This is a genomic window from Brevundimonas sp. Root608 (assembly GCF_001427825.1).
Lineage (GTDB): Bacteria > Pseudomonadota > Alphaproteobacteria > Caulobacterales > Caulobacteraceae > Brevundimonas.
Genome location: NZ_LMGT01000004.1, coordinates 53,798 through 76,875, shown reverse-complemented (window position 1 = coordinate 76,875; position 23,078 = coordinate 53,798). Strand labels below are relative to the sequence as shown.

Annotated in this window: 27 protein-coding genes and 3 tRNA genes; 10 read left to right on the top strand and 20 right to left on the bottom strand. The window is 69.1% G+C overall.

Going from position 1 to position 23,078, the window contains the following annotated elements; all coding sequences use genetic code 11:
- The first annotated feature begins 15 nt into the window (after nucleotides 1-15).
- Nucleotides 16-1,236, top strand: coding sequence for an SAM-dependent methyltransferase (locus tag ASD59_RS06680; RefSeq protein ID WP_055830120.1), 1,221 nt, complete (start codon nucleotides 16-18; stop codon nucleotides 1,234-1,236).
- An 18-nt stretch (nucleotides 1,237-1,254) separates the two neighbouring features.
- The gene (locus ASD59_RS06675) at nucleotides 1,255-2,085 is read left to right on the top strand and encodes a sulfurtransferase (RefSeq protein WP_055830117.1); all 831 of its coding nucleotides are present in this window, start codon (nucleotides 1,255-1,257) and stop codon (nucleotides 2,083-2,085) included.
- An 11-nt stretch (nucleotides 2,086-2,096) separates the two neighbouring features.
- Here ASD59_RS06675 and ASD59_RS06670 read toward each other — a convergent pair whose 3' ends face one another.
- Nucleotides 2,097-3,407, bottom strand: coding sequence for a dicarboxylate/amino acid:cation symporter (locus ASD59_RS06670; RefSeq protein ID WP_055830116.1), 1,311 nt, complete (start codon nucleotides 3,405-3,407; stop codon nucleotides 2,097-2,099).
- A gap of 28 nt (nucleotides 3,408-3,435) precedes the next feature.
- Nucleotides 3,436-4,548, bottom strand: coding sequence for an amino acid ABC transporter substrate-binding protein (locus ASD59_RS06665; protein WP_055830114.1), 1,113 nt, complete (start codon nucleotides 4,546-4,548; stop codon nucleotides 3,436-3,438).
- An 86-nt stretch (nucleotides 4,549-4,634) separates the two neighbouring features.
- Between ASD59_RS06665 and metC the strand changes: the two genes are divergently transcribed.
- Nucleotides 4,635-5,807, top strand: coding sequence for a cystathionine beta-lyase (gene metC / locus ASD59_RS06660; RefSeq protein WP_055830112.1), 1,173 nt, complete (start codon nucleotides 4,635-4,637; stop codon nucleotides 5,805-5,807).
- On the opposite strand, the gene ASD59_RS06655 is transcribed toward metC, so the two are convergent.
- From ASD59_RS06655 to ASD59_RS06640, 4 genes are all read right to left on the bottom strand, one after another.
- Nucleotides 5,797-6,264 carry a hypothetical protein gene (locus ASD59_RS06655; RefSeq protein ID WP_055830105.1) on the bottom strand — a complete coding sequence of 156 codons (468 nt, stop codon included), beginning with the start codon at nucleotides 6,262-6,264 and terminating at the stop codon, nucleotides 5,797-5,799. The two genes, metC and ASD59_RS06655, sit on opposite strands and share 11 nt — an antisense overlap.
- 30 nt (nucleotides 6,265-6,294) lie before the next feature.
- Complete coding sequence (locus tag ASD59_RS06650) at nucleotides 6,295-7,068, bottom strand: exodeoxyribonuclease III (protein ID WP_055830102.1); 774 nt, start codon at nucleotides 7,066-7,068, stop codon at nucleotides 6,295-6,297.
- A gap of 37 nt (nucleotides 7,069-7,105) precedes the next feature.
- A tRNA-Arg gene (locus ASD59_RS06645) sits at nucleotides 7,106-7,182 on the bottom strand.
- Between the two features lie 138 nt (nucleotides 7,183-7,320).
- Nucleotides 7,321-7,626, bottom strand: coding sequence for an ETC complex I subunit (locus ASD59_RS06640; RefSeq protein ID WP_055830101.1), 306 nt, complete (start codon nucleotides 7,624-7,626; stop codon nucleotides 7,321-7,323).
- A 194-nt stretch (nucleotides 7,627-7,820) separates the two neighbouring features.
- Between ASD59_RS06640 and ASD59_RS06635 the strand changes: the two genes are divergently transcribed.
- Together ASD59_RS06635 and ASD59_RS06630 are read left to right on the top strand one after the other, a co-directional pair.
- A complete protein-coding gene (locus ASD59_RS06635; protein WP_055830100.1) occupies nucleotides 7,821-8,375 on the top strand; it encodes a cytochrome b in 555 nt (184 codons plus the stop codon).
- A 15-nt stretch (nucleotides 8,376-8,390) separates the two neighbouring features.
- Entirely contained in the window at nucleotides 8,391-9,092 is a 702-nt protein-coding gene (locus ASD59_RS06630) for a VIT1/CCC1 transporter family protein (protein ID WP_055830099.1), read from the top strand.
- Nucleotides 9,093-9,174: 82 nt separating this feature from the next.
- On the opposite strand, the gene ASD59_RS06625 is transcribed toward ASD59_RS06630, so the two are convergent.
- The 8 genes from ASD59_RS06625 to ASD59_RS06590 form a co-directional block, all read right to left on the bottom strand.
- A tRNA-Pro gene (locus ASD59_RS06625) sits at nucleotides 9,175-9,251 on the bottom strand.
- Nucleotides 9,252-9,301: 50 nt separating this feature from the next.
- Nucleotides 9,302-9,772, bottom strand: coding sequence for a DUF192 domain-containing protein (locus ASD59_RS06620; RefSeq protein ID WP_055830098.1), 471 nt, complete (start codon nucleotides 9,770-9,772; stop codon nucleotides 9,302-9,304).
- 29 nt (nucleotides 9,773-9,801) lie between these two features.
- On the bottom strand, nucleotides 9,802-10,374 hold the full coding sequence (locus ASD59_RS06615; RefSeq protein WP_055830097.1) for a cold-shock protein: 573 nt from the start codon (nucleotides 10,372-10,374) through the stop codon (nucleotides 9,802-9,804).
- Between the two features lie 109 nt (nucleotides 10,375-10,483).
- Nucleotides 10,484-10,897, bottom strand: a complete 414-nt coding sequence (locus ASD59_RS06610; protein WP_156376959.1) for a response regulator — start codon at nucleotides 10,895-10,897, stop codon at nucleotides 10,484-10,486.
- A 112-nt stretch (nucleotides 10,898-11,009) separates the two neighbouring features.
- A tRNA-Glu gene (locus ASD59_RS06605) sits at nucleotides 11,010-11,084 on the bottom strand.
- Nucleotides 11,085-11,199: 115 nt separating this feature from the next.
- Nucleotides 11,200-13,014: a single-stranded-DNA-specific exonuclease RecJ gene (gene recJ, locus ASD59_RS06600; RefSeq protein ID WP_055830093.1), complete on the bottom strand. Its 1,815-nt coding sequence runs from the start codon at nucleotides 13,012-13,014 to the stop codon at nucleotides 11,200-11,202.
- Nucleotides 13,014-13,970, bottom strand: coding sequence for a class II fructose-bisphosphatase (glpX, locus tag ASD59_RS06595; protein WP_055830091.1), 957 nt, complete (start codon nucleotides 13,968-13,970; stop codon nucleotides 13,014-13,016). Before glpX ends, recJ begins: the two co-directional genes overlap by 1 nt.
- Before the next feature lie 61 nt (nucleotides 13,971-14,031).
- Nucleotides 14,032-14,445 carry a hypothetical protein gene (locus ASD59_RS06590; protein ID WP_235561741.1) on the bottom strand — a complete coding sequence of 138 codons (414 nt, stop codon included), beginning with the start codon at nucleotides 14,443-14,445 and terminating at the stop codon, nucleotides 14,032-14,034.
- A 117-nt stretch (nucleotides 14,446-14,562) separates the two neighbouring features.
- Between ASD59_RS06590 and phaC the strand changes: the two genes are divergently transcribed.
- Entirely contained in the window at nucleotides 14,563-16,548 is a 1,986-nt protein-coding gene (gene phaC, locus ASD59_RS06585; RefSeq protein ID WP_156376958.1) for a class I poly(R)-hydroxyalkanoic acid synthase, read from the top strand.
- The gene (locus ASD59_RS06580; protein ID WP_055830087.1) at nucleotides 16,545-16,928 is read left to right on the top strand and encodes a hypothetical protein; all 384 of its coding nucleotides are present in this window, start codon (nucleotides 16,545-16,547) and stop codon (nucleotides 16,926-16,928) included. Before phaC ends, ASD59_RS06580 begins: the two co-directional genes overlap by 4 nt.
- Here the strand turns inward: ASD59_RS06580 and msrB are convergent.
- From msrB to rplM, 5 genes are all read right to left on the bottom strand, one after another.
- The gene (gene msrB / locus ASD59_RS06575; protein ID WP_055830085.1) at nucleotides 16,916-17,410 is read right to left on the bottom strand and encodes a peptide-methionine (R)-S-oxide reductase MsrB; all 495 of its coding nucleotides are present in this window, start codon (nucleotides 17,408-17,410) and stop codon (nucleotides 16,916-16,918) included. The genes ASD59_RS06580 and msrB overlap by 13 nt on opposite strands.
- Before the next feature lie 70 nt (nucleotides 17,411-17,480).
- On the bottom strand, nucleotides 17,481-18,428 hold the full coding sequence (argC, locus tag ASD59_RS06570) for an N-acetyl-gamma-glutamyl-phosphate reductase (RefSeq protein ID WP_055830083.1): 948 nt from the start codon (nucleotides 18,426-18,428) through the stop codon (nucleotides 17,481-17,483).
- Nucleotides 18,429-18,444: 16 nt separating this feature from the next.
- Complete coding sequence (locus tag ASD59_RS06565; RefSeq protein WP_055830081.1) at nucleotides 18,445-18,879, bottom strand: hypothetical protein; 435 nt, start codon at nucleotides 18,877-18,879, stop codon at nucleotides 18,445-18,447.
- Nucleotides 18,880-18,949: 70 nt separating this feature from the next.
- Nucleotides 18,950-19,393: a 30S ribosomal protein S9 gene (rpsI, locus tag ASD59_RS06560; protein WP_055830663.1), complete on the bottom strand. Its 444-nt coding sequence runs from the start codon at nucleotides 19,391-19,393 to the stop codon at nucleotides 18,950-18,952.
- Between the two features lie 92 nt (nucleotides 19,394-19,485).
- Nucleotides 19,486-19,962 carry a 50S ribosomal protein L13 gene (rplM, locus tag ASD59_RS06555; RefSeq protein WP_055830078.1) on the bottom strand — a complete coding sequence of 159 codons (477 nt, stop codon included), beginning with the start codon at nucleotides 19,960-19,962 and terminating at the stop codon, nucleotides 19,486-19,488.
- A 377-nt stretch (nucleotides 19,963-20,339) separates the two neighbouring features.
- On the opposite strand from rplM, the gene ASD59_RS06550 reads away from it, so the two are divergent.
- Together ASD59_RS06550 and ASD59_RS06545 are read left to right on the top strand one after the other, a co-directional pair.
- Entirely contained in the window at nucleotides 20,340-20,798 is a 459-nt protein-coding gene (locus tag ASD59_RS06550) for a RidA family protein (protein ID WP_055830077.1), read from the top strand.
- Nucleotides 20,799-20,988: 190 nt separating this feature from the next.
- Nucleotides 20,989-22,143 (top strand): GNAT family N-acetyltransferase, encoded by a 1,155-nt coding sequence (locus tag ASD59_RS06545; protein WP_055830075.1) that lies wholly within the window; start codon nucleotides 20,989-20,991, stop codon nucleotides 22,141-22,143.
- 4 nt (nucleotides 22,144-22,147) lie between these two features.
- On the opposite strand, the gene ASD59_RS06540 is transcribed toward ASD59_RS06545, so the two are convergent.
- Complete coding sequence (locus ASD59_RS06540; RefSeq protein ID WP_055830661.1) at nucleotides 22,148-22,507, bottom strand: phage holin family protein; 360 nt, start codon at nucleotides 22,505-22,507, stop codon at nucleotides 22,148-22,150.
- Nucleotides 22,508-22,611: 104 nt separating this feature from the next.
- Between ASD59_RS06540 and ASD59_RS06535 the strand changes: the two genes are divergently transcribed.
- The gene (locus ASD59_RS06535; protein ID WP_055830072.1) at nucleotides 22,612-23,049 is read left to right on the top strand and encodes an HIT family protein; all 438 of its coding nucleotides are present in this window, start codon (nucleotides 22,612-22,614) and stop codon (nucleotides 23,047-23,049) included.
- Nucleotides 23,050-23,078 lie beyond the last annotated feature (29 nt).

Sequence of the window (23,078 nt, the reverse complement as noted above, 5' to 3'; positions counted from 1 at the left end):
CGGAGAGTCGCTGTCATGACGTCGGTGACAGCCGAGCGGTATGAGGCAGGCGCCCGCACCCCCCGCGGATTTGCGATGCTGCTGCGCCTGCTCGCCGCCAACTGGACCTTCGGCCGGCTGACCGTCCACCTCCCCAATGGCGAGGTGCATCAGCTCGAAGGCTCGCAGCCGGGGCCGTCAGCCGTTTTCGACATCAAGGACTATCGCTTCGCCCGTCGCGTGCTGGCCTCGGGCGATATCGGCTTCGCCGAGGGCTATATGGCCGGCCAGTGGGAGAGCCCGCATCTCGCCGCCCTGCTGGAATCCTTCGCCCACAACTACGATCACATCCGGCGGCTGGTCGACGGCCATCCGGCGATGAAGGCGGTCCACTGGCTGTCCCACCGCCTGAACCGCAACAGCCGTTCCGGGTCGCGCAAGAACATCCACGCCCACTACGACCTCGGCAACGCCTTCTATGCGTCCTGGCTGGATGCCTCGATGACCTATTCATCGGCCCGATTCACGCGGGCGGGCATGGCGCTGGATGCGGCCCAACGGGAGAAGTACGCGTCTCTCGCGCGGTTGATGGACCTGCGCTCCGGCCAGTCGGTGCTGGAGATCGGCTGCGGCTGGGGCGGCTTCGCCGAGTTCGCGGCCCGCGACGTCGGCGCCCGGGTCACCGCCATCACCATCTCGCAGGAGCAGTTCGACTTCGCCCGCCAGCGCATGTTCAACGCCGGCCTGTCCGACCGCGTCGATATCCGGATGGCGGACTATCGCGATGTCGAGGGGACCTTCGACCGCGTCGCCTCGATCGAGATGTTCGAGGCCGTCGGCCTGGAATACTGGCCCACCTATTTCGGCAAGATCCATGACGTGCTGAAGCCGGGCGGCAAGGCCGGCCTGCAGATCATCACCATCGATGACGCGCTGTTCGCCGGCTACAACAAGCGCACCGACTTCATCCAGAAATACATCTTCCCCGGCGGCATGCTTCCGTCCGAGAAGGAGCTGAAACCCGTCATTGACCGCGCCGGACTGGAATGGCTGGCCATCGAGCGGTTCGGCCAGGACTATGCCGAGACGCTGAAGCTCTGGGATGAGCGCTTCCAGGCCGCCTGGGGCGACATTCGCCGCATGGGCGGGTTCGACGAGCGGTTCCGGCGGCTCTGGCGCTTCTACCTGGCCTATTGCGAGGCCGGCTTCCGCTCGGCCCGGACCGACGTGATACAGCTGGTTCTCGCCCGCGACTGACGGGCGCCGGACGCCGCCATGACCTCGCCGCTGATCACCACCGAAGACCTGGCTGACCGCCTCGGCGATCCCAACCTCCGCCTCGTCGACGCCAGCTGGCATCTGGATCGCCGCGACGGACGGCCGGACTTCGAGGCGGCCCGCCTGCCGGGCGCGGTCTTCCTCGATCTGGACGCCAGTTCGGACCCGGACAGCCCCCTGCCGCACATGCTCCCGACGTCCGCCGACTTCGCCGCGCGCATGGGCGGTCTGGGGATATCGGAGCGAGACGCGATCGTCGTCTACGACACGGTCGGCATCCGGTCGTCCGCCCGGGTCTGGTGGATGTTACGCGTCATGGGAGCCGCCAATGTCCGCGTTCTGGACGGCGGTTTGCCGAAATGGCTGGCCGAAGGCCGTCCGGTGGAGAGCGGCTCTCCGCCCGCCCCGGGCCCCGCCGTCTTCTCCGCGCGCCTTGACGCCGGAGCCGTCGCCGACCTCTCCGACATTCGCACAGCGCTGGAGACAGGCGGTCAGGTGCTGGACGCCCGGTCGGCGGGTCGCTTCCAGGGCCGCGAGCCCGAACCCCGCGCGGGCCTGCGCTCCGGCCATATGCCCGGCGCGCTGAACCTGCCCTTCCCGGCCTTGCTCAAGGCCGACGGAACGATGAAGCGGGGACCGGCCCTGGAACAGGCCTTCCGCGACGCCGGCGTCGATCCGGACCGTCCGGTCGTGACCACCTGCGGCTCGGGCGTCACCGCCGCCATCCTCAGCCTCGGGCTGGCCGAACTCGGCAAGCCGTCCCGTCTCTACGACGGCAGCTGGGCGGAATGGGGCGGCCGCTCGGATACCGTCGTGACCGCCCCCTAGACAGGCCGGCTTCAGGCCGGCGGTGCCACCGGCTCCGGCCCTGCGATCTCGGCCGGCACGTCGGCCTCGCCGCGGGACACCACCGTGGCCGCCACCAGGTCGCCGGTGACGTTCAGGGTGGTGCGGCACATGTCGAGGAAGCGGTCGACGCCCAGGATCAGGCCGATGCCCTCGGCCGGCACGCCGACCATGACGAGAATCAGGGCGATGACCGGCAAGGATCCCGCGGGAACCCCGGCCGTGCCGATGCCGCCGAGGATGCACACGAGCATCACCACCAGTTGCTGCTGGATGTTCAGGTCGATGCCGAAGAACTGCGCCAGGAAAAGCACCGTGACCCCCTCGAACAGGGCCGTGCCGTTCTGGTTGGCCGTGGCGCCGACGGTCAGGACGAAGCGCGAGATGCGCCGGGGAAGCTTCAGCTGCTCCTCGGCGGCCTTGATCGCGATCGGCAGGGTGGCGTTGGACGAGGCGGTCGAGAAGGCGACCACGAAGGGCTCGCGCACGCCCCTGGCGAACGTCAGCGGATTCATGCCGCCGAAGATCCAGATCAGCAGCGGATAGACGACGAACATATGGATCGCCATCGCGCCCACGGCGACGCCGGCATAGGCCCCCAGCCGCACCAGCAGGTCCCAGCCGAACACCGCCGACAGGTTGAACATCAGGGCGGCGATCGCGAACGGGGCCAGTTTGATGACCAGGTTGATCAGCTTCATCATGACTTCCAGCAGACCCTGCAGGGCCTGTTGAAGCGCGTCCGTGGCCGGGCTCTTGGCCATGACCATGCCGATGCCGAAGATCAGGGCGAAGATCATCACCGGCAGGATCTGGTTCTCGGCCGCTGCGGTGACGACGTTGGACGGGATCATGTCGAGGAAGAATTTCCCCGCCTCGATCGACTTGGGCGCATTGCCGACGATGGCCGAGGCGCCTTCGGCCCCCTGGGCCAGGAGTTGCTGCGCCAGCGCCGGATCGACGCCGTCTCCGGGCCGGAACAGGTTGACCATGCCCAGACCGATACCCACGGCGATGGCCGAAACGACAACGGTGAACAGCAGGGTCTTGAGTCCGACCCGGCCCAGCGACTTGAGGTCGCCCATCTCGGCCACCCCGACCGCCAGGGCGGCGAACAGCAGCGGCAGGACCAGCATGAACAACAGGCGAAGGAAGATCTGGCCGACCGCCTGGATGATGTCCATCACGGCCGGGATCACCGTCTGACCCGTCAGATTGACGTACAGCCCGCCTCCCAGGCCCACCACGAAGCCCAGCAGCATCCACAGATAGAGCGGCACGCCGCCCTTTTTGGTCGTTTCCATGCGTCCCCCCGGCCCTCGGCCGATGTCGTTATCTGATGGGCAGGGCGTAGATCAGTCCGCCCGGCGTTGCGTTCCATTGTGCGTTAAGCCCGCGCGTCAGGTCGAGCGATGATTCCGCCCCGACGTTCCGCGCGAAAATCTCACCGTAGTTTCCCTCGGCCTCGATCGCCAGCCTGGCCCAGTCCCTGCGCAGTCCCAGCATGGGCCCGACGTTGCCCTCGACCCCCAGCAGGCGCCGGACCTGGGGATCGCGCGAATCGTCCGCCAGGTCGCCGGCGTTGTCGCGGGTCACGCCCAGCTCCTCGCCCAGGATGACCGCGTTCAGGGTCCAGCGCACGATCGACGTCCAGGCCTCATCGCCGCGCCTGACCGCGGGCCCCAGCGGCTCCTTGGAGATGACGTCCGGCAGGACCGCGTGCTGTTCGGGATTCGACAGGGTGGTGCGGGCCGCCGCCAGGGCCGAGATGTCCGCGCTGAAGGCGTCGCAGTCCTCGCGCCCGTAGGCCGCGCGCGCCGCCTCCTCATTGGCGGTGACCACCGGCGTGTATTCCAGCCCCCGTGAGCGAAACCAGTCGGCGACGTTCAGTTCCGAGGTCGAGCCGCGCTGCACGCAGATCCGCGCGCCGTTCAGTTCCGTGGCGCTGGCCAGGTCGAGCGACCGCCGCACCAGGAAACCCTGGCCGTCATAGTAGTTTATCCCGGCGAAGCGGACGCCCTCCCGGGCCTCCCGCGACAGGGTCCACGACGTCGAGCGCCACAGCACATCGACCCGTCCGCTGCGCAACGCCTCGAACCTCTGGCTGCTGACGAGCGGCACGAACCGCACCGCGTCCGCGTCGCCCAGCACCGCCGCCGCCAGGGCGCGGCAGAAGTCCGCGTCGAACCCGCGCCACTGGCCTCGGTTATCCGTGAAGGCGAAGCCGACCAGTCCCTCATGCACGCCGCAGTTCAGCCGGCCGCGCCGCTTGATCGCAGCCAGGGTCGGGCTGGCGAAGGCGGGAGCGGCGGTTTCGGTCTGGGCGTCGGCGTCCGTATCCGCGTCCCCGCCGGCGTCGCGCTCGCCGCGCCCGCAGGCGACCAGCGTCAGGGCCGCCGCGATCGCCGCAGCCGCCGTCCAGCGTCCTGCCAAACCTGCCCTCATTACGCCTCGCCAAAGCCTTCAGACCTTGCGCCTCGCCTCGCTTTAGAGGCTTTTGCAGACCGAACCGCAAGCCTCCCGGGACCCGAATGTCCGACCGCAGCGACCGCACCCGACTGATCGCCTCCGCCACCCGGCGCGGACGCGGACGTCGTGGCGTGGCCCCGCCGGTCGAGCGGGCCTCCACCCTGCTCAACGATGCGCCCGGGGCCATGCGCGACGAGACGGTCGGCCCCGTCTACGGCATCGAGGATCTGACCGCGGCCCGCGAACTGCGCGCCGCCCTCGCCGATCTTGAGGGGGCGAGGGAGGCCTGGCTGGTTCCGTCCGGCCTCGCCGCCGTCACCGTGCCCCTGACCGCGTTGGCGCGCCCCGGCGACGAGATCGTGACGACCGACGCCCTCTATGGCCCCAGTCGCCGCTTCCTGACCCGACACATGAAGGCGCGCGGCGTGACCACGGTGTTCCACGCGCCGGACGCCTCCACCGATGCAGTCCTCGCCGGCTTCACCGACCGCACCCGCGTCCTGCTGATCGAATCGCCCGCCTCCCTGACCTTCGAGATGCTGGACGTCCCCGCCTTGGCCGCCGCCTGCCGCGCCCGAGGGGTCCGCACCGTCATGGACAACACCTGGGCCGCGGGCCTCGCCTTCCATCCGCTGGCGCATGGCGTCGACGTCAGCGTCCAGGCCGTGACAAAATATGTCGGCGGCCATTCCGACCTGCTGATGGGCTCCATCGCCGTCGCCGACCTCGCGGTCGGCCGGGTCATTTCAGAGACGATCGAGGATCTCGGCTGGCGGGTTTCGCCCGACGACGCCTGGCTGGCCCTGCGCGGCGCCCGCACCCTGCCCCTTCGCTACGAGGAACAGGCCCGATCGGCGATGACCGTGGCGACCTGGCTGCAGGCCCGCCCCGAGGTCGCCAGGGTCCTCTATCCCGCCCTGCCCGGCTCGGTCGGCCACGACCTCTGGCGGCGCGATTTCACGGGCGCCGCCTCCCTGTTCGGCGTCGTCATGCACGGCGGCGACGAAGCCGCCGCCCACGCCCTGATGTCGGCGCTGGAGCTCTTCGGCCTCGGCTATTCCTGGGGTGGGTTCGAAAGCCTGATCACCCACGAGACCGGCCAGCTCGCCCACCGCCGCGACCCGCCCGTGCTGGCGGGCCAACTGCTGCGACTCCACGTCGGGCTCGAGGCGCCAGCCGACCTGATCGCCGACCTCCAATCCGGCCTAGCGGCCTGGCGGGCCGCTATCCGCTGAGCTTCGCCCGCGCCGTCTTCAGCTTCGCGCGCAATGCATCCGTCGCCTTCGCCTGACGGTTCGCCAGGGCCGACGCCTCCCGCTCCAGCGCCGCCCGCCGCGCCTCCAGCCCCTGCGTTTCCGCCTGCTGCGTGGCGTCCAGCGCAGCCAGCTCGCTCTCCAGCGCCTCGACCCGGGCCATGTCCTTCGCGCTCGGCCCGCGTTTCTTCGCCGCCTTCGGAGCCCTGGTCTTCTCAACCCGTCCGATATCGACCGAAAGGCCCCGCTCGATCAGTTCGCCCGGAGCCATGAGCGCCGCCTGCCGATCCGGCCCTTCCGCCGCCTCCACCGCCGCGCCATCCTTGAACAGGTCCCGCTTCACGCCCCAGGCTTCCAGCGCCTTCGCCCGCGACGTCGCCGCCACGGTCCACGAATGGAAACCGTCGGAATAGGAAAAGACCTTCAGGGCGCGCGCCATGACCCCTGAACGGCCCCGCTGCGTGCCGGTTCAGTCCAGCACGATCCAGGTCGGCGCATGATCGCTGGCCCGCTCGCGCCCGCGCACCTCGCGGTCCACCCCCGCGTCGCTCAACCGCCCGGTCACGGACGGGCTCAGCAACAGATGGTCGATCCGCAAACCGGCGTCCCGCTCCCATGCCTGCCGGAAATACTGCCAGAAGGTCCACGGCGGCGGATCGTGCGGAAACCGCTCGCGGATCGCGTCGGTCCAGCCCTGGTCCAGCAGCCTTGCATACGCCGCCCGGCTTTCGGGCTGCAGCAGGGCGTCCTTCTTCCACGAGCGGCTGTTGTAGATGTCGGCCTCGGTCGGCACGACATTGTAGTCGCCCGCCAACACCACCGGCGCCCCGCTGGTCAGCAGATCCGCCGCATGGGCGATCAGCCGCTCGAACCAGGCCAGCTTGTAGTCGAATTTCGGCCCCGGCTGCGGATTGCCGTTGGGTAGGTACAGGGATGCGATCAGCACCCCCTCAACCGCCGCCTCGATATAGCGGCTCTGCGCGTCGCCCCCGTCCCCGGGCAGGCCGCGCCGCGTCACCACGGGCTCTGCGCTCCGGGACAGGATCGCCACTCCGTTCCAGCGATGCTCGCCCTTCCACACGGCGTGATACCCCGCGTCGCGGATGGCCGCCGCAGGGAACTGCGCGTCCGTGGACTTGAGCTCCTGCAGGCACACGACATCCGGCCGCGCCGCCTCCAGCCACGCCAGCAGGTTGGGCAGCCGCGTGTTGACGCCGTTGATGTTGAAGGTGGCGATCCGCATCGCCCCTCAATGCGCGGGCGCCGGGCCGGTTCAGGAATGGCGCGCCCAGCAGGACTCGAACCTGCAACATCCCGCTTAGAAGGCGGGTGCTCTATCCGGTTGAGCTATGGGCGCCGACGGCCACCGCGCGATCCGGCTCAAGTAGCCCGAAGCGCGGTAGCCGAACAACCGCGCGGCTCAAGTAGCCCGAAGCGCGGTAGCCGAACAACCGCGCGGCTCAAGTAGCGCGAAGCGCGGTAGCCGCAACAGGAATCAATGCGTCCAGGGTTGTTTGCGGAAGGTGGCGAAATTGTCAGCGTAGGCCTTGAGGATCACGGGCGGATCCTGCGGCTCGTGCAGGCGGAACGGGATCCCGTGCCGCTCGGCATAGGCCACCGCCTCCTCGGCCGAATCGAAGGTCAGGCGGACCTGGCCGTTCATGTCGGACGAGCTGGTCCAGCCCATCAGCGGATCGATCGTTCGCGCCGACGCCGGCTCGAACTCCAGACGCCAGTCTCTCGCCGTGGCCTTGCCCGATTGCATCGCGGTCTTGGCGGGGCGGTAGATGCGGGCAAGCATGGAGGGCTCCTGGCGGTCGTGGGCGGATGCGGTCCGCGCAGGGCCAGATACCCCGACGCCGGACCCCGGTCCAGCGCCGGGCGATCCCGACGCCGGCGCGGCGCGCGGCGATCCGACGCAGCGGCGGTTGCGCTGGATCAAATCCGCCGCAGCAGGTACGGCGCAGCTTGGTCACAGCCTGCGGGAATTCGCCGATGATCATCTATCTGTCCGAGTCACGCCACGCCCGCCCCGCGTTCGGGGGGCTGTCCATCGGCTTGCACTGGCTGATGCTGCTCCTGCTGGCCGCGGTCTACGCCTGCATCGAACTGCGGGAATTCTATCCGCGCGGCAGCGACATCCGCGAGGGCCTGAAGACCTGGCATTTCATGCTCGGTCTGTCGGTCTTCGTCCTCGTCTGGATCCGGCTGATCGCCCGCTGGCGGACGCCCCTCCTGTCGCCTTCGCCCGGCTGGACCCGTTGGCCGGCGGCGGTCGGGCATCTCGCCCTGTATGGCCTGATGATCGCCATGCCGCTGCTCGGCTGGCTGGCGCTGAGCGCCGACGGCAAGGACATTCCCTTCTTCGGCCTCTCCCTGCCGCCCCTGGTCGCGCCGAACGAGGGCCTGACCGAACAGCTCGAGGAGTGGCACGAGACCCTGGGCGTCGCCGGCTACTGGCTGATCGGCCTGCACGCCGCCGCCGCCCTGATCCACCAGTATGTGTTGAAGGACGGGACCCTGGGGCTCATGCTGCCTCGCCGCCGCTGACCGGGGAGACCGTCCATGAGCCGCCTTGAGCGTCACCCCGAACGCCACCTCGTCGCCCGCATCGGCTGGCTGCGCGCCGCCGTTCTCGGCGCCAACGACGGCCTCGTCTCCACGGCCAGCCTCGTCGTCGGCGTGGCGGCGGCCGAGGCCGCGCGCGGCGGCATACTGATCGCCGGCGTCGCGGGCCTGGTGGCCGGGGCCATGTCGATGGCCGCAGGCGAATACGTCTCGGTCAGCTCCCAGTCCGACACCGAAAAGGCCGACCTCGCCCGCGAAACCGCCGAACTGGCGGCCGATCCGGAAGCCGAGGTCAACGAACTGGCCGCCATCTACGCCGCCCGGGGGGTGGAGCCCGCCCTGTCGCGGCAGGTGGCGCAACAGCTGATGGCGCGGGACGCCCTCGGCGCCCATGCCCGCGATGAGCTGGGCATTTCCGACTTCACCACCGCCCGGCCGATCCAGGCCGCCCTGACCTCGGCCCTGACCTTCGCCCTCGGCGCGGCCCCGCCCCTGGTCGTGGTGCTGCTGGCGCCGCTCAACGGCCTGATCGTATGGGTCGGCGTCACGGCTCTGGCGGGGCTGATGGGGCTGGGGGCGCTCGGCGCGATGGCGGGCGGCGCCAATGTGCCGCGGTCGGTGCTTCGCGTGGCCTTCTGGGGCGTCATCGCCATGGCCGCCACCGCCGGCATCGGTCGCCTGTTCGGAACGGTGGTCTAGGAGAGGCCCTGCCCGGCGACAGCGCGTTTCAGCGGGAACGCAAGTTCAAGCCCGGGGGGCCTATGCACGCTTCCAGAGTTTTTGGTCGGAGTGAGAGGATTCGAACCTCCGACCCTCTGGTCCCAAACCAGATGCGCTACCAGGCTGCGCTACACTCCGGCGGCGGGATTTGACACACTCGACGCCGCGCCGCAACGCACCCGGCCGGGTTATTCTGCGAAGAACGGATGGCGCACCCTGTCGCCCGCCTTCGCCCCGATCTCGTCGGCGCGACCCGCCCGCAGTTCCAGCACGCCGCTGGCCGGGCCGTTGGACGGGATGACCGTGTCCGACTGGGGCGTGGCGTTCTTCGCGATCGAGACGATCCGCCCGCGCGGGTCGATGTAGATGATGTCCAGCGGGCTCGGTGTGTTGCGCATCCAGAAGCCGCGCTCGGCCACGTCGGGGAACTGGAACAGCATGCCGCGGTCGTCCGCCAGCGGATCGCGGAACATCAGCCCGCGCTGGCGCTCGGCGTCGTCGTCGGCGATCTCGACCATGAAGCGGTGCTCGCCGCTGGCGGTGGTGATGGTCAGGGCTTCCAGAGGGTTTCCCTGGGCGTCCCTGGGCGTTCCCGCCCCGGCGCAGCCGGCCAGCAGGACCGCGGTGGACAGGACGGCCAGTATTCCACGACGTAGCATCACGCATCCACCCTCTTCGGGGGCGGAGACTATCCGCCCGGCCTGATTTCAGCGACCACCAGGCCCTTGGGCCCCTCGGCGAACCGCACCGCGACCGTCTCGCCCGGCAGGAGGTCATCCAGCCCGCAGCGCCGCAAGGTCTCGACATGGACGAAGATATCGCCGGGCGCGCCGTCGCGCACCACGAATCCGTAGCCCTTGGTGCGATTGAACCATTTTACCACGGCCGTCTCCAGCGGGCCGCCGGACGCCGTCTCGCCGTCGGCGATCCGCGACGCCTCCTGTTGCCTCAGGCCCTCATAGCCGCTGCGCTTCGGCGCCGGCGCGAGGTCTGGATCGCCCTCGCCCAGTTCGTGGACCTCGGTGACCTGCCAGCCCTTGGGCCGCCGCGCGCAATCGCAGGTGATGGGCGCGCCTTCGGGCGCCGTATCCCGCCCGCTGTCGCGCAGGCTGGAGATGTGCAGCAGGACATCCTTCATATCCGTCAGGCTGGGATCGTCGGGCACGATGAAGCCGTATCCCTTGCCGGGATCGAACCATTTCACCCGCCCCGCGATACGCACCGCGGCGGTAATCGTCCCAACGCCCTCGTAGTCAGACACAGCCTTCCCCCTGCCCGCAACCCTTGCGGACGGCGCTTATTTAACACGGTTCTGTGAAGGCCGGAAAAGCAAAAAACTCCGGTTTCCCGCCGGAATCGCCGAATTGTGTTCAGATCGGCGGCTGCGGCTCGTCCAGAACGGCGCGAATCTTCCGCATCAGATCGGGGCTGCGGTAGGGTTTGCCGATCAATTCCAGCCCGCCGCGGTCATCCGAGCGGTCACCCCAGCCGGTCGTCAGCAGGACCGGCGTTCCCGGCCGCAGCCGGCGCACCTCGGCCGCCAGGGCGACCCCGTCCATCGCGCCGGGCATGACGATGTCGGTGAACAGCAGGTCGAACGACAGGCCTTCCGCGACCAGCGCCAGAGCCTCGTCGGCGTCGCCGGCCTGGTGGACCTCGAACCCCGCCTCCTCCAGCAGGGTCGCGCCCATCGTCCGGACCTCGGCATTGTCCTCGACCATCAGCACGGACTCGCGGCCGTCCTCACGCCGCAGGTCGCGTATCGGGGTGGGCGTCTCGGGCATCTGGATCAACCGGCTCCTCCCTCGCCCGGCGACCGGACGCGACGTTCAAACGCGCCAGACCCGGAAAGGCTCGGCGTTGCGACGGTCACAGCGAAAAAGGGAAGCTCCGCGCTGGCAGTCCCTAGGGGAGTCGAACCCCTCTTTTCAGGTTGAAAACCTGACGTCCTAACCGATAGACGAAGGGACCGCTGCGCGGAGAGCGGGCGATATAGCCGCCGATTCCGGGCCGTGCAACCCGCAAAACGCCGAGGGCCGACACACAGTATTCCGGGCATCCCGGCTCGCGGGAATATGCCGGGTATTCACGCCATCCGCGGATCGGCCACGTCCTCGATCTCGAATTGCACGCCCTTGCGGCCGTTCCAGTCGTCGGCCTTCAACCGTCCGACCACGCTCAGCCCGCCCTGTCCGGACAACAGCGACTGACCGCCGGGCAAATCGGCGCAGCGCCAGGAAATGGCTTTCACCGACGCCCCGTCGGCCCCGACCAGCCGGCAGCGCACATGGCCGCCGGTCATGGCCACAGCGTCGCGCACCGAGACATGCTCGAGGGCGAACAGCGGCTCGGGATTGGCCGGGCCGAACGGCGCCAGCTGCTCGAACTGTTCGAACAGTCCCCGCGTCGCCGCGCCCGGATCGATCAGGGCGTCGATCTCGACCAGGTCCAGCGCATCCGCCGCCGCCTGCTCGCCCGCCATCCGCTCGTTCAGAAAATCGCGCAGCCGGCCGATGTCGTCGGCCCGCACCGTCAGCCCCGCGGCCATGGCGTGGCCGCCCCCGGCCATCAGCACGCCGCTCTCCCACGCCGCCTGCACGGCCTTGCCCAGATTCATGCCCGGCTGCGACCGGCCCGAGCCCTTGCCGACGCCGTTGATCGCATCGACGCCGATGACCACGACCGGCTTGCGCCAGCGTTCGCGCAGACGGCCCGCCACGATGCCGACCACGCCGGGATGCCAATCGTCGCCCTCGATCACCACCACCGCTGAACCATCCGCGTGGGCGCCGGTGGCCTCGACCATGCGCGTGGCCTGTTCCGTCACCTGCCGCTCGACCTCGCGCCGGGCGATGTTCAGGGCGTCAAGCTCCTGGGCCAGCGCCGCGGCCTCGACGGGATCGTCGGTCGACAGCAGGCGCGCGCCCAGATCCGACTTGCCGATCCGCCCGCCCGCATTGATCCGCGGCCCCAGGATAAAGCCCGCATGGTTCGACTTGGCCGGCCCCGGCTCGGCCCCCGCCGCCGCCAGCAGCGCTCGCAGGCCCGGATTGGCCCACTCGGACATCCGCCGCAGGCCCAGGCTGGTCAGGGCCCGGTTGAAGCCGGTCAGGCCCGTCACGTCGCAGATCGCCCCCATGGCCGCCAGATCCAGCCACTGGCGGATGTCCGGCTCCTTCAGGTCGCCGAACATCCCGCGCCGCCGCGCCTCGCGGTTCAGCGCCGCCAGCAGCACGAACACCACCCCCGCCGCCGCCAGGTTGCCCTGCCCCGAGTTGCATCCCGGCCTGTTCGGATTGACCACGGCGGCGCAGACCGGCGGATGCTCGCGCATCATGTGGTGGTCGATGACCACGACCTTCAACCCGATCGCCGCCGCATGGGCCACCGCCTCATTGGCCGCCGCGCCGCAGTCCACGGTGATGACCAGATCGGCGCCCGAGGCCTTCAGCGTGTCGAAGGCCCGCGCGCTGGGGCCGTAGCCCTCGGTCATCCGGTCCGGCACATAGATCGGCAGCTCGGCCCCCACGGCCCGGAACCAGCGCACCAGCAGGGCCGCGCTCGACGCCCCGTCGACGTCATAGTCGGCGAAGACATGGATCGAGGCCTTGGCCTGCAAAGCATCGAGGATCGCCTCGGCCGCCGCATCCATGTCCATGAAGCTGGACGGATCGGGGAACAGCGCCTTCAGCGTCGGCTGCAGGAAGTCGGCCCCCTGATCGGCGCGCACGCCGCGCGCCGCCAGCGCCCGCGCCAGAGGCTCTTCCAGACCCAGGGCCTGCATATGGCTGCGGATCAGACCGGCCTCGGCGGGCCGCTGCCGCCAGGCGCGTCCGGACAGGGAGCGGGACACGCCGAGGAACGCAGGCCCGAAGTCCGCGTCCGCGCCCCCGTCGGCCATCAGAGCGGCCGGATGGTGCGGATGCGCTGGACCGTCCGCGTCGAGGAATCCATCACCAGCGTATGCGTCGAAACGAAGCCGTCGGCGACCTTGACCCCGTCCAGCATGGCGCCCTTGGTCACGCCGGTGGCGGCGAAGATGGCGTCCTTGGACACCAGCTCATGCAGGTCGTATTTGCGGTCGAAGTCGGTGACCCCCGTCTTGCGCGCCCGTTCCCGCTCGTCGTCGTTGCGGAAGATCAGCCGACCCTGGAAATGGCCGCCGACGCATTTCAGCGCGCTGGCCGCCAGCACGCCTTCCGGCGCCCCCCCCGAGCCCAGATACAGGTCGATGCCCGTCTCCGGCTCCGCCGTGTGAATCACGCCCGCCACGTCGCCGTCGGTGATCAGCAGCACCCGGGCCCCGACCTCGCGCAGCGCCGCGATCAGCTCGGCGTGGCGCGGCCGGTCCATGACGCAGACGGTGATGTCCTCCGGCTTCACCCCCTTGGCCGAAGCCAGCGACCGGACGTTGTCCCCCGGCTTCATGTCCAGGTCGACGGTGCCGGGCGCGAAGCCGGGACCGATGGCGATCTTGTCCATGTAGGTGTCGGGCGCGTGCAGCATGCCGCCGCCCGGCGACATCGACAGCACGCACAGGGCGTTGGCCATGGCCTTGGCCGTCAGGGTCGTGCCTTCCAGCGGATCGAGCGCGATGTCGATGGCCGGGCCCTTCCCGGTGCCGACTTTCTCGCCGATGTAGAGCATCGGGGCCTCGTCGCGCTCGCCCTCGCCGATGACGATCTTGCCGTCGATGTCGAGGCTGTTCAGCGCGGTGCGCATGGCGTCCACGGCCAGCTGGTCGGCCTGTTTCTCGTCGCCGCGGCCGATCTGGGCGTAGCTGGCGATGGCGGCCAGTTCGGTCACCCGCGCGGCGTCGGCGGCAAGCGTGGATGCATAGGGAGCCGAAGCGGCCATGGGCGTTCTCCTGAGGCGATGATCCCCGGATTCTGCCGTCCGGGCGACTGTTCTGTTGGATCTACCGGCGATCGACCGGCGGCGGGGCGCGGCCGCGCTCGCGGGTGCGGCGCACGAATTCGTCCATCTCCGCCTGGGTCTGGGCCGTCACCGGCGCGACCGGCGTGGCCTCGACCCGCGCCCGGACGTCGTCGGCGAAGACCTCGGGATCGCCCGCGGTCTGCCAGTCGATGCGCGACACCTCGCCCGCCAGACTGCCGCCGGTCACCCGCAGCGTGTTGACCCGGGCCGCGATGGCGACCGGCGCGGGCAGCGGCTCGACGACCTTGGGGAAGTCGGCCCAGCGGGGGTATTCCCGGTGCGCGTCGACCAGCGCCTGCACGCGGGGCGCGACCGGCGAAGTGGCGTCGGTGGCGGGGTCGAACAGGCCGGCGCAGGCCGACAGCCCCCCCGTCAGCAGGGTCGCCGCCGTCATCGCTGCGATTTTCCGGATTGGCGCGTTCATATCAGGGGCGGTCATATGCCATGATCGCCACAGGCGGAAGGGCGCGCGGCCCTTGCACCGATCCTGACGACCCCGGAGCCCTCCCCCATGGCCAAGCGCCCGACCCCTCCGCCCGCCCCCAATCCGGAGACGATCGCCCCCCGCCCGCCGCGCAAGTCCGGCCGCCCGACCTCGGCCAAGCCGCCCCGCCCGCGCGCCGCCCAGGCCGAGGCCAAGCCGGCTCCGCCGCCCGGACAGCCCGCGCCGCAACCGGAACCGGCGCCGGCCGCCGCCGACGCCTTCGCCTTCCCCGGCGCCGACCAGCGCCAGATGCTCGAAACCCTGTCGATGAACCTGGCCCGGGCGGCCATGACGGCCCAGTCGGCCATCGCCGAGGCCGCCCTGTCCCAGGCCGACCGCCCCGCCGCCCTCTCGCCCGACCCGTTCAACGTCGGCCCGGCCATGAACTCCGTCATGACCAGCCTGGCCTCGCGCCCGGACAAGCTGTTCGCCGCCCAGGCCGATCTGTTCAACCGCTACATGGACCTGTGGGCCTCCACGACCCGCCGCGCCGCCGGGGACGAGACCCCCGCCGCCCACGAGGCGAAACTGTCCAAGGACAAGCGCTTCAGGGACCCCGCCTGGTCCGAAAACCCGATGTTCGATGTCATGCGCCAGTCCTATCTGGTGACCTCGGACTGGATGAACGGCCTCGTCTCCAGCGTCGAGGACGTCGATCCACTGACCAAGCGCCGGGCCGAATTCTTCACCAGACTGCTGACCGACGCCTTCTCCCCCTCCAACTTCCTCGCCTCCAACCCCGCGGCTCTCAAGGCCCTGGCCGAGAGCAACGGCGAATCGCTGGTGAAGGGGATGCAGAATTTCGCCGCCGACATGGAGCGCGGCGCCGGCAAGCTGAAGATCAGCCAGGCCGATTACGGCAAATTCGTCGTCGGCGAGAACGTCGCCACCGCCCCCGGCCAGGTGGTCTGGCGCGACGAGCTGTTCGAACTGATCCAGTTCGATCCCGCGACGGAGAAACAGCGCGCCATCCCCCTGCTGATCTTCCCGCCCTGGATCAACAAATTCTACATCCTGGACCTGCAGCCCGAGAACTCGATGATCCGCTGGCTCTCGGCCCAGGGCTTCACGGTCTTCGTCTGCTCCTGGGTCAATCCGGATGTCGACAAGGCCGGCTTCGGCTTCGACGACTATCTGGAAAAGGGGATCTACCGCGCTGTCGAGAAGGCGCTGGAGCAGTCGCAGGCCGAGCACATCAACACCGTCGGCTACTGCATCGGCGGCACCCTCATGGGCGCGGCCCTGGCCCACATGGCCGCGAAGGGCGACAGGCGCGTCACCGCCAACACCTTCTTCGCCGCCCAGCACGACTTCGCCGAGGCCGGCGACCTGCTGCTGTTCACCGACGAGCACTGGCTCAACGAGATCGAGCAGCAGATGGACGCCGCCGGCGGCGTCCTGCCCGGGGCTTCCATGGCCGAGACCTTCAACGCCCTGCGCGCCAACGACCTGATCTGGTCCTTCTTCGTCAGCAACTATCTGATGGGCAAGGACCCGCCCGCCTTCGACCTGCTGTTCTGGAACGCCGACCAGACCCGCATGCCGAAGAAGCTGCACATGGACTACCTCCGCTCCATGTACGGCCAGAACAGGCTGGCCCGGGGCGAGTTCGTCATCGGCGGGCTCAAGGTCGACCTGTCCAAGGTCACCCTCCCCCTCTATTTCCAGGCCAGCCGCGAGGACCATATCGCGCCGATGAATTCGGTCTACCGCTCGGCCCGCGCCTTCTCCAACGCCGACGTGACCCTGACGCTCGCCGGATCGGGCCATATCGCCGGGGTGGTCAATCCGCCCTCGGCCAACAAATACCAGCACTGGACCAACCCCGCCCTGCCCGCCACGCTCGGCGAATGGCAGGCCAAGGCCGTCGAACATCCCGGCAGCTGGTGGAACCACTGGGCCGACTGGCTGCATGACAAATCCGGCGGCTGGGTTCCGGCCCGCGACCCCAAAAAGGGCCCGCTTCCTGCGATAGAACCGGCGCCGGGGTCCTATGTGAAAGTGAAGTCTTGAAGCGTCTGGAACCCAATCTCCTGCTGGCCGTCACCACCGGCTTCGCCCTGCTGCTGGTGGTCATCACCGCCACCGTCTACGGCCCGCCCGTCGGCCTGATCCGCAATCCGTTGCTGGCTATCATCTGCGCCGGCGGCTTCGTGCTGCTCAATCCGGTGATGCTGCGGATGATGAAGATCACGCCGCGCCCGCCGATGATCCATCCGGACGCGCCGGGCACGGCCGTCTGGGCCACCCTGTTCCCGATGATGGTCATTCTCTCCGCCGCCGTGCCCGTCTTCTGGCCGGGTCGCGACTACGGCCTGCTGGTCATCATCGCCGCCGTCTGGTTCGGGGTGACGGCCGAGTCCGCGATCAAGGCCCGCTCTCAGGCCGGCTGAAACTTCAGCGCCACGCCGTTGTTGCAATAGCGTTTTCCGGTCGGTCTCGGCCCGTCCATGAACAGATGCCCCTGATGCCCGAGGCAGCGGGCGCAGTGATACTCCGTCCGCGGAAAGCCGATGGCGAAGTCGGTCTTCGTCCCGATGTTGGCTGCGATGACGTCATAGAAGCTGGGCCACCCCGTGCCGCTGTCGAACTTCCACGACGACCGGAACAACGGCAGGTCGCAGCCGCGACAGACGAAGGTCCCGCGCCGGTGCTCATTGTTCAGCTGACTGGTCCCGGGCCGCTCCGTCGCCTCATGGCGCAGCACGTCATAGCTGGCCCGCGGCAGCCGCTGACGCCACTGGGCGTCGGTGATCCGCCGGAACGGCGAACCGGCGTACTGCCGCTCCGACGCATCCGCGCGCCCGGGCGAACAGGCGGACACGGCGACCGCCCCGGCGGTCACGAGCAGATGGCGGCGGTTGATCGGGCTCATGCCGGAGATACGTCGGCGTCGCCGCGGAAGTTTCAAGTGCGCCTTCCTTCTCCCCCCGAGGGGAGAAGGATCACGAAAGGCCAGTATCTTCCCCAAGCCCCAGCATCAGGTTCAGGTTCTGCACCGCCGCTCCCGACGCCCCCTTGCCGAGGTTGTCCAGCAGGGCCACCAGCCGCACCTGCTCCGCGCCCCGGTCGCCGAACACATGCAGCCGCATCCGGTTGGTCCCGTTCAGCCCCTCGGGATCGATCCCAGTCATGGCCTCGGTCTCCTCCAGCTCGGCCACCTCGACGAAGCGGCAGCCGGCATAGGCCGCGGCCAGGGCGCCGTGCACCACCTCGACCGACGGCGACTTCGGCAGGGCCCCGAGGTGCAGCGGAACCTCGACCAGCATCCCCTGCAGATACCGCCCCACCGCCGGGGCGAACAGCACGCGCCGCTCCAGCCCGGTGTGCAGCGTCATCTCCGGCACATGCTTGTGCTGCAGCGACAGGCCGTAGGCGTGGAAGGCCTCGGTCGTATGGGCCGAGCAGGTCTCGTCCTCGTAGCGGATGATCATGGCCTTGCCGCCGCCGGAGTATCCCGACACGGCGTTGACCGTGACCGGCCAGCCCGCCGGAATGATCCCCGCGCTGACCAGCGGCCGGACCAGGCCGATGAAGCCGGTCGGATAGCAGCCCGGGTTCGACACCCGTTTCGAGGCCGCGATCTTCTCCCGCTGACCCGGCGCCATCTCGGCGAAGCCATAGGTCCATGCCGGATCGACCCGATACGCCGTCGAGGCGTCGATCACCCGTACGGCGGGGTTCTCGATCATCGCCACGGCTTCCTTCGCCGCCTCATCCGGCAGGCACAGGATCACCGCATCGGCGGCGTTCAGCGCCTCGCGCCGCGCCTCCACGTCGCGCCGCCGGTCGCCCAGCAGGATCAGTTCCAGATCGGAGCGCGCCTCCAGCCGCTCGCGGATCTCCAGCCCCGTGGTCCCGGCCTCGCCGTCGATGAAGATGGTGTGGGTCATGTCCGGACGTCTGCTCTTAGATTTGGTTCTCAGGGCGCAGATCGCGGATGCGCTCGTCCTGTAGCCAGATTGCGTCGATGATGGCGAAAACCTCGTCCGCCAGCTTTGTGCCGACGACATCGCTGCGGCTCAACGCTTCGCCGACAACGGGGCTCATCGAGAAGGCGCGGTCAGGCGCGTCGATGATCGTAAAGCCCGGCCCCGACGCCATTTGCCGATACTCAAGGCTCACCGCGATGCGCTTCGATGAGGGAGCGCCGCCCCATGCACCGACGATGAGATCGAAATTGGCGCCGTTCGCGACCACGTGGCCGTCGGTCCATTGGACCATATACGTGGCGAGCGCCCCAAGCTCGTCCGAGGCGTAACCACTCAACGCACGCGTCGCACGACCACAGCAATCGCAGTGCGTCGGCGGTTGCTCGATGCCCTTTTCGATCGTGATGGCCACTGGCGTCTCCAAAGAAAAAGGGCGCTCCGGTTTCCCGAAGCGCCCTCCTCCATACCGTATGTGAAACGGCCTAGCGCTTCGAGAACTGGAAGGACTTGCGGGCCTTGGCGCGGCCGTACTTCTTGCGCTCGACGACGCGGCTGTCGCGGGTCAGGAAGCCGTGCGGCTTCAGGACCGGGCGCAGCGCCGGCTCATAGTGGGTCAGGGCGTGCGACAGGCCGTGGCGGATGGCGCCGGCCTGGCCCGACAGGCCCGAGCCCTGCACGGTGCAGTCGACGTCGAACTGGGTCAGGCGGTCGGTCACTTCCAGCGGCTGGGCGATCATCATGCGCAGGATTTCGCGGGCGAAATACTGCATCTGATCCTTGCCGTTGATGGTGATCTTGCCCGAGCCGGGCTTGATCCACACGCGGGCGATCGCGTTCTTGCGCTTGCCGGTCGAATAGGCGCGGCCCTGGGCGTCCAGCTTCTGGACATAGACCGGGGCGTCCTCGGAGGCCGAGGCGGTGCCCATGCCCTTGAGGGCATCGAAGCCGGTCGCGGCGGGCGCGGCGGCGGGAGCGTCGTTCTCGACGACAGGCGTTTCAGCAGTCACGTCGGTCATGCTCAGACGCTCCGGGTGTTCTTGGCGGACGCCGACTTGAAGTCGATCGTTTCCGGCTGTTGGGCTTCATGGGTGTGCGCCGCGCCGGCGAACAGGCGCAGGTGCGTCATCTGCAGGCGGGCCAGCGGGCTCTCCTTGGGCAGCATGCGCTCGACGGCCTTCTCCAGCACGCGCTCGGGGAAGCGGCCGTTCAGGACCTTCTCCGGGGTCGTCTGCTTGACGCCGCCCGGGTGGCCGGTGTGGCGGTAGTAGATCTTGTCGGTGTTCTTCTTGCCGGTGAACACCACCTTGTCGACGTTGGTGACGACGACATAGTCGCCGCAATCGACGTGGGGGGTGTAGTCGCCGCGGTGCTTGCCGCGCAGACGGTTGGCGATGAAGGTCGCGAGACGGCCCACGACGACGCCTTCGGCGTCGATGTGAATCCACTTCTTCGTGACCTCGGCCGGCTTCAGCGCGACCGTGGTGCTCTTCAGCATGTTCGGGGTTCCTGGGACAGACGAACGGAGGGCCCCTCCCGATGACGGGGACGAGCGGAAGGCGCGCTGATAGAGGAAGGGGGGCGTGGGGTCAAGGCAGACAAGATGCGTACATATAGACTATCCTATTGAAATAGAATGCTTATCAGGGAACGGTATTAAAATACCGCATTTTTTATCCCTCCCCTTCAGGGGGAGGAACGGCGAAGCGCAGCGGAGCCCGGGTGGGAACGCCAGTCCCGCCCCGACGGCGCCCGGCTTCACACTTCCCCACCCAGTCGTCGCTTCACGCCGACATCCCTCCCCACTTCGGGAGAGGGAGAAGACAATACGATCCGGCCGCGCTAAACCGCCGCCAAACCCCCAGGAGCCTTCCCATGACCGTCGCCGCCCGCCTCGCCGAACTCGGCATCTCCCTGCCGGAACCCGCCAAGGCGGTCGCCAACTATGTGCCCTTCGTCCAGACCGGGAACCTGGTCCACATCTCCGGCCAACTGTCGAACGACGCCGCGGGCGGGATCAAGGGCACCGTCGGCGCCGACGTCTCGCCGGACCAGGCGAAGGACGCGGCCCGCATGTGCGGCGTCAACCTGCTGGCCCAGATGTCGGCCGCCCTGGACGGCGATCTCGAGCGCGTCGTCCGCGTGGTCAAACTGGGCGGCTTCGTCCAGGCCGCCGGCGACTTCGAGGCCATCCCCGCCGTCATCAACGGCTGCTCGGACCTGATGGTCGAGGTCTTCGGCGACAAGGGCCGCCACGCCCGCTCGGCCGTCGGCGTCTACAAACTCCCCCTCGGCTTCGCCGTCGAGGTGGACGCCATCGTCGAGGTGCGGTGACCACTGACTTCCCCCGCGAAGCGGGTTCATCACAAAGGACACGAAGGTCTCACGAAGGGCACAACGGGGCCGGAGCCATGCGCAAGTCCCCTCGTGTGCTTTGTGAACCCTTCGTGTCCTTCGTGATGAAGCTTCCCCTCGCCCGACCGGCGCGCCGCGAAGATCAAGGCCCGCTTCGCGGGACGCCCGCATGAGCACGGGATTCACGATCCACGTCCACGACCGGGTCGCCGACATCGGCCGCGAGGCGTGGGACGCCTGCGCCGCCCCCTCCGGCGACCCGTTCGTCTCCTTCGACTTCCTCGATGCCTGCGAGGCCTCCGGCAGCGCCGTCCCGCAGCAGGGCTGGGCCGGCCGCCACCTGTCGCTCAGGGACGAAACCGGCCGCGTCCTCGGCGTCATGCCCCTCTGGCTCAAGGGCCACAGCCAGGGCGAATACGTCTTCGATCACAGCTGGGCCGACGCCTACGAACGCGCCGGCGGCCGCTACTATCCCAAGCTGCTGGCCGCCGTGCCCTTCACCCCCGTCACCGGCCCGCGCTTCCTCGCCCATCCCGACGCCGACCCGGCCACGATCCGGCAAGCCCTGCTGCAGGGCGCCCTGGCCCTGACCGAGCGGCTCGGCGTCTCCTCCCTGCACGTCAACTTCCCGACACGGTCCGAATGGGCCGCCATGGGCGAGGCCGGCCTGCTGCAGCGGCAGGACATGCAGTACGTCTGGCGCAACGACGGCTATGCGACCTTCGACGACTTCCTGTCCGCCCTGTCCTCGAACCGCCGCAAGACCATCCGCCGCGAACGCCGCGAGGCCCGGGCCGGGCTCGACATCCGCGTCCTGACCGGCGCCGGCATCACCGAAGCGCACTGGGACGCCTTCTTCGCCTTCTACATGGACACCGGCGAGCGGAAATGGGGCCGGCCCTATCTGACGCGCGACTTCTTCACCCGCCTCGGCGCGACCATGGCCGACCGCATCGCCCTGGTCATGGCCTTCCGGGACGGTCAAGCCATCGCGGGCGCCCTGAACCTGATCGGCGCCGACGCCCTCTACGGCCGCCAGTGGGGCGCGCTGGAGGAGGTCCCCTTCCTCCATTTCGAGCTCTGCTATTACCAGGCCATCGACTTCGCGATCTCGCGCGGCCTGTCGCGTGTCGAGGCCGGGGCCCAGGGCGAGCACAAGATCGCCCGCGGCTACCTGCCCTCCCCCGTCTACTCGGCCCACTTCATCGCCGACCCGGCCCTGCGCGAGCCCGTGGCCCGCTATCTGGAAGGCGAGCGGCCCGCCGTGGAGGCCGAGATCGCCGTGATGGCCGAAGAGCTCTCGCCCTTCCGCAGGGGCGGCTGATGGCTCAGCCGTCGCGCTTCGGGTCCTCGCCGATGAACCAGCCGGCGATCCAGCTGACGATGCCGGTGACGATGGCCGCGCCGATCCCGGCCGCCAGGCCGTCGACCACGAACCCGCCCAGCAGCATCGCCACCAGGCCGATCACCGCCGCATTCACCACCAGCAGGAACAGGCCGAAGGTGATGATGGTCAGCGGGAAGGTCAGGATCGTCAGGATCGGCCGCACGATGGCGTTGGCCACGCCCAGCAGCACCGCCGCCAGCAGCAGCGAGGGGGTGTCGGTGAACCCGACGCCCGGCACGACCTGCGCCGCCAGCCACAGGGCCAGGCAGGTGACGAGAAACTGGACGATGAACCGCAACATGGCCGACTCCCTTTTGACCTTGACCATAACACCCGACGGCCGCCGGGGCTCCCCTCGTCTCGCCTCCGTTGCTAGCCTCGCCTGACAGCCGCCCGGAGCCTGCCATGACCCTCAACGCCCCGTATGATCCCGACAACATCTTCGCAAAGATCCTGCGCGGCGAAATCCCGTCGGTGAAGGTCTGGGAGGATGATCACGTCCTCGCCTTCATGGACGTCTTCCCCCAGTCGGAAGGCCACGTCCTGCTGGTCTCGAAGACCTCCACGGCCCGCACCCTGCTGGAGATCGAGCCTGACGCCCTCGCCCGCCTCGCCGAGGCGACGCGGCGCACCGCCCGCGCGGTCGAAAAGGCGCTGCAGCCCGACGGCCTCCAGATCATGCAGTTCAACGGCGAGGCGGGCGGCCAGACCGTCTTCCACCTGCATTTCCACATCATCCCCCGCTGGGCCGACCGGGCGATGAAGGGCCACGGCCACGCCCCCATGGCCGACACCGAAACCCTGCGCGCGCTCGCCGACCGCATCGCCGCGGCGCTTGAGTGAACATCGTTCATTGATCGCTTCGGGAACAG

What these genes read in the sequence shown, in the direction of transcription:
- ASD59_RS06680 (WP_055830120.1), top strand. Translation starts at nt 16, where the DNA reads ATGACGTCGGTGACAGCCGAGCGGTATGAGGCAGGCGCCCGCACCCCC.
- ASD59_RS06675 (WP_055830117.1), top strand. Translation starts at nt 1,255, where the DNA reads ATGACCTCGCCGCTGATCACCACCGAAGACCTGGCTGACCGCCTCGGC.
- ASD59_RS06670 (WP_055830116.1), bottom strand. Translation starts at nt 3,407, where the DNA reads ATGGAAACGACCAAAAAGGGCGGCGTGCCGCTCTATCTGTGGATGCTG.
- ASD59_RS06665 (WP_055830114.1), bottom strand. Translation starts at nt 4,548, where the DNA reads ATGAGGGCAGGTTTGGCAGGACGCTGGACGGCGGCTGCGGCGATCGCG.
- metC (WP_055830112.1), top strand. Translation starts at nt 4,635, where the DNA reads ATGTCCGACCGCAGCGACCGCACCCGACTGATCGCCTCCGCCACCCGG.
- ASD59_RS06655 (WP_055830105.1), bottom strand. Translation starts at nt 6,264, where the DNA reads ATGGCGCGCGCCCTGAAGGTCTTTTCCTATTCCGACGGTTTCCATTCG.
- ASD59_RS06650 (WP_055830102.1), bottom strand. Translation starts at nt 7,068, where the DNA reads ATGCGGATCGCCACCTTCAACATCAACGGCGTCAACACGCGGCTGCCC.
- ASD59_RS06640 (WP_055830101.1), bottom strand. Translation starts at nt 7,626, where the DNA reads ATGCTTGCCCGCATCTACCGCCCCGCCAAGACCGCGATGCAATCGGGC.
- ASD59_RS06635 (WP_055830100.1), top strand. Translation starts at nt 7,821, where the DNA reads ATGATCATCTATCTGTCCGAGTCACGCCACGCCCGCCCCGCGTTCGGG.
- ASD59_RS06630 (WP_055830099.1), top strand. Translation starts at nt 8,391, where the DNA reads ATGAGCCGCCTTGAGCGTCACCCCGAACGCCACCTCGTCGCCCGCATC.
- ASD59_RS06620 (WP_055830098.1), bottom strand. Translation starts at nt 9,772, where the DNA reads ATGCTACGTCGTGGAATACTGGCCGTCCTGTCCACCGCGGTCCTGCTG.
- ASD59_RS06610 (WP_156376959.1), bottom strand. Translation starts at nt 10,897, where the DNA reads ATGCCCGAGACGCCCACCCCGATACGCGACCTGCGGCGTGAGGACGGC.
- recJ (WP_055830093.1), bottom strand. Translation starts at nt 13,014, where the DNA reads ATGGCCGACGGGGGCGCGGACGCGGACTTCGGGCCTGCGTTCCTCGGC.
- glpX (WP_055830091.1), bottom strand. Translation starts at nt 13,970, where the DNA reads ATGGCCGCTTCGGCTCCCTATGCATCCACGCTTGCCGCCGACGCCGCG.
- ASD59_RS06590 (WP_235561741.1), bottom strand. Translation starts at nt 14,445, where the DNA reads ATGACGGCGGCGACCCTGCTGACGGGGGGGCTGTCGGCCTGCGCCGGC.
- phaC (WP_156376958.1), top strand. Translation starts at nt 14,563, where the DNA reads ATGGCCAAGCGCCCGACCCCTCCGCCCGCCCCCAATCCGGAGACGATC.
- msrB (WP_055830085.1), bottom strand. Translation starts at nt 17,410, where the DNA reads ATGAGCCCGATCAACCGCCGCCATCTGCTCGTGACCGCCGGGGCGGTC.
- argC (WP_055830083.1), bottom strand. Translation starts at nt 18,428, where the DNA reads ATGACCCACACCATCTTCATCGACGGCGAGGCCGGGACCACGGGGCTG.
- rpsI (WP_055830663.1), bottom strand. Translation starts at nt 19,393, where the DNA reads ATGGGCACCGCCTCGGCCTCCGAGGACGCCCCGGTCTATGTCCAGAAG.
- rplM (WP_055830078.1), bottom strand. Translation starts at nt 19,962, where the DNA reads ATGCTGAAGAGCACCACGGTCGCGCTGAAGCCGGCCGAGGTCACGAAG.
- ASD59_RS06550 (WP_055830077.1), top strand. Translation starts at nt 20,340, where the DNA reads ATGACCGTCGCCGCCCGCCTCGCCGAACTCGGCATCTCCCTGCCGGAA.
- ASD59_RS06545 (WP_055830075.1), top strand. Translation starts at nt 20,989, where the DNA reads ATGAGCACGGGATTCACGATCCACGTCCACGACCGGGTCGCCGACATC.
- ASD59_RS06540 (WP_055830661.1), bottom strand. Translation starts at nt 22,507, where the DNA reads ATGTTGCGGTTCATCGTCCAGTTTCTCGTCACCTGCCTGGCCCTGTGG.
- ASD59_RS06535 (WP_055830072.1), top strand. Translation starts at nt 22,612, where the DNA reads ATGACCCTCAACGCCCCGTATGATCCCGACAACATCTTCGCAAAGATC.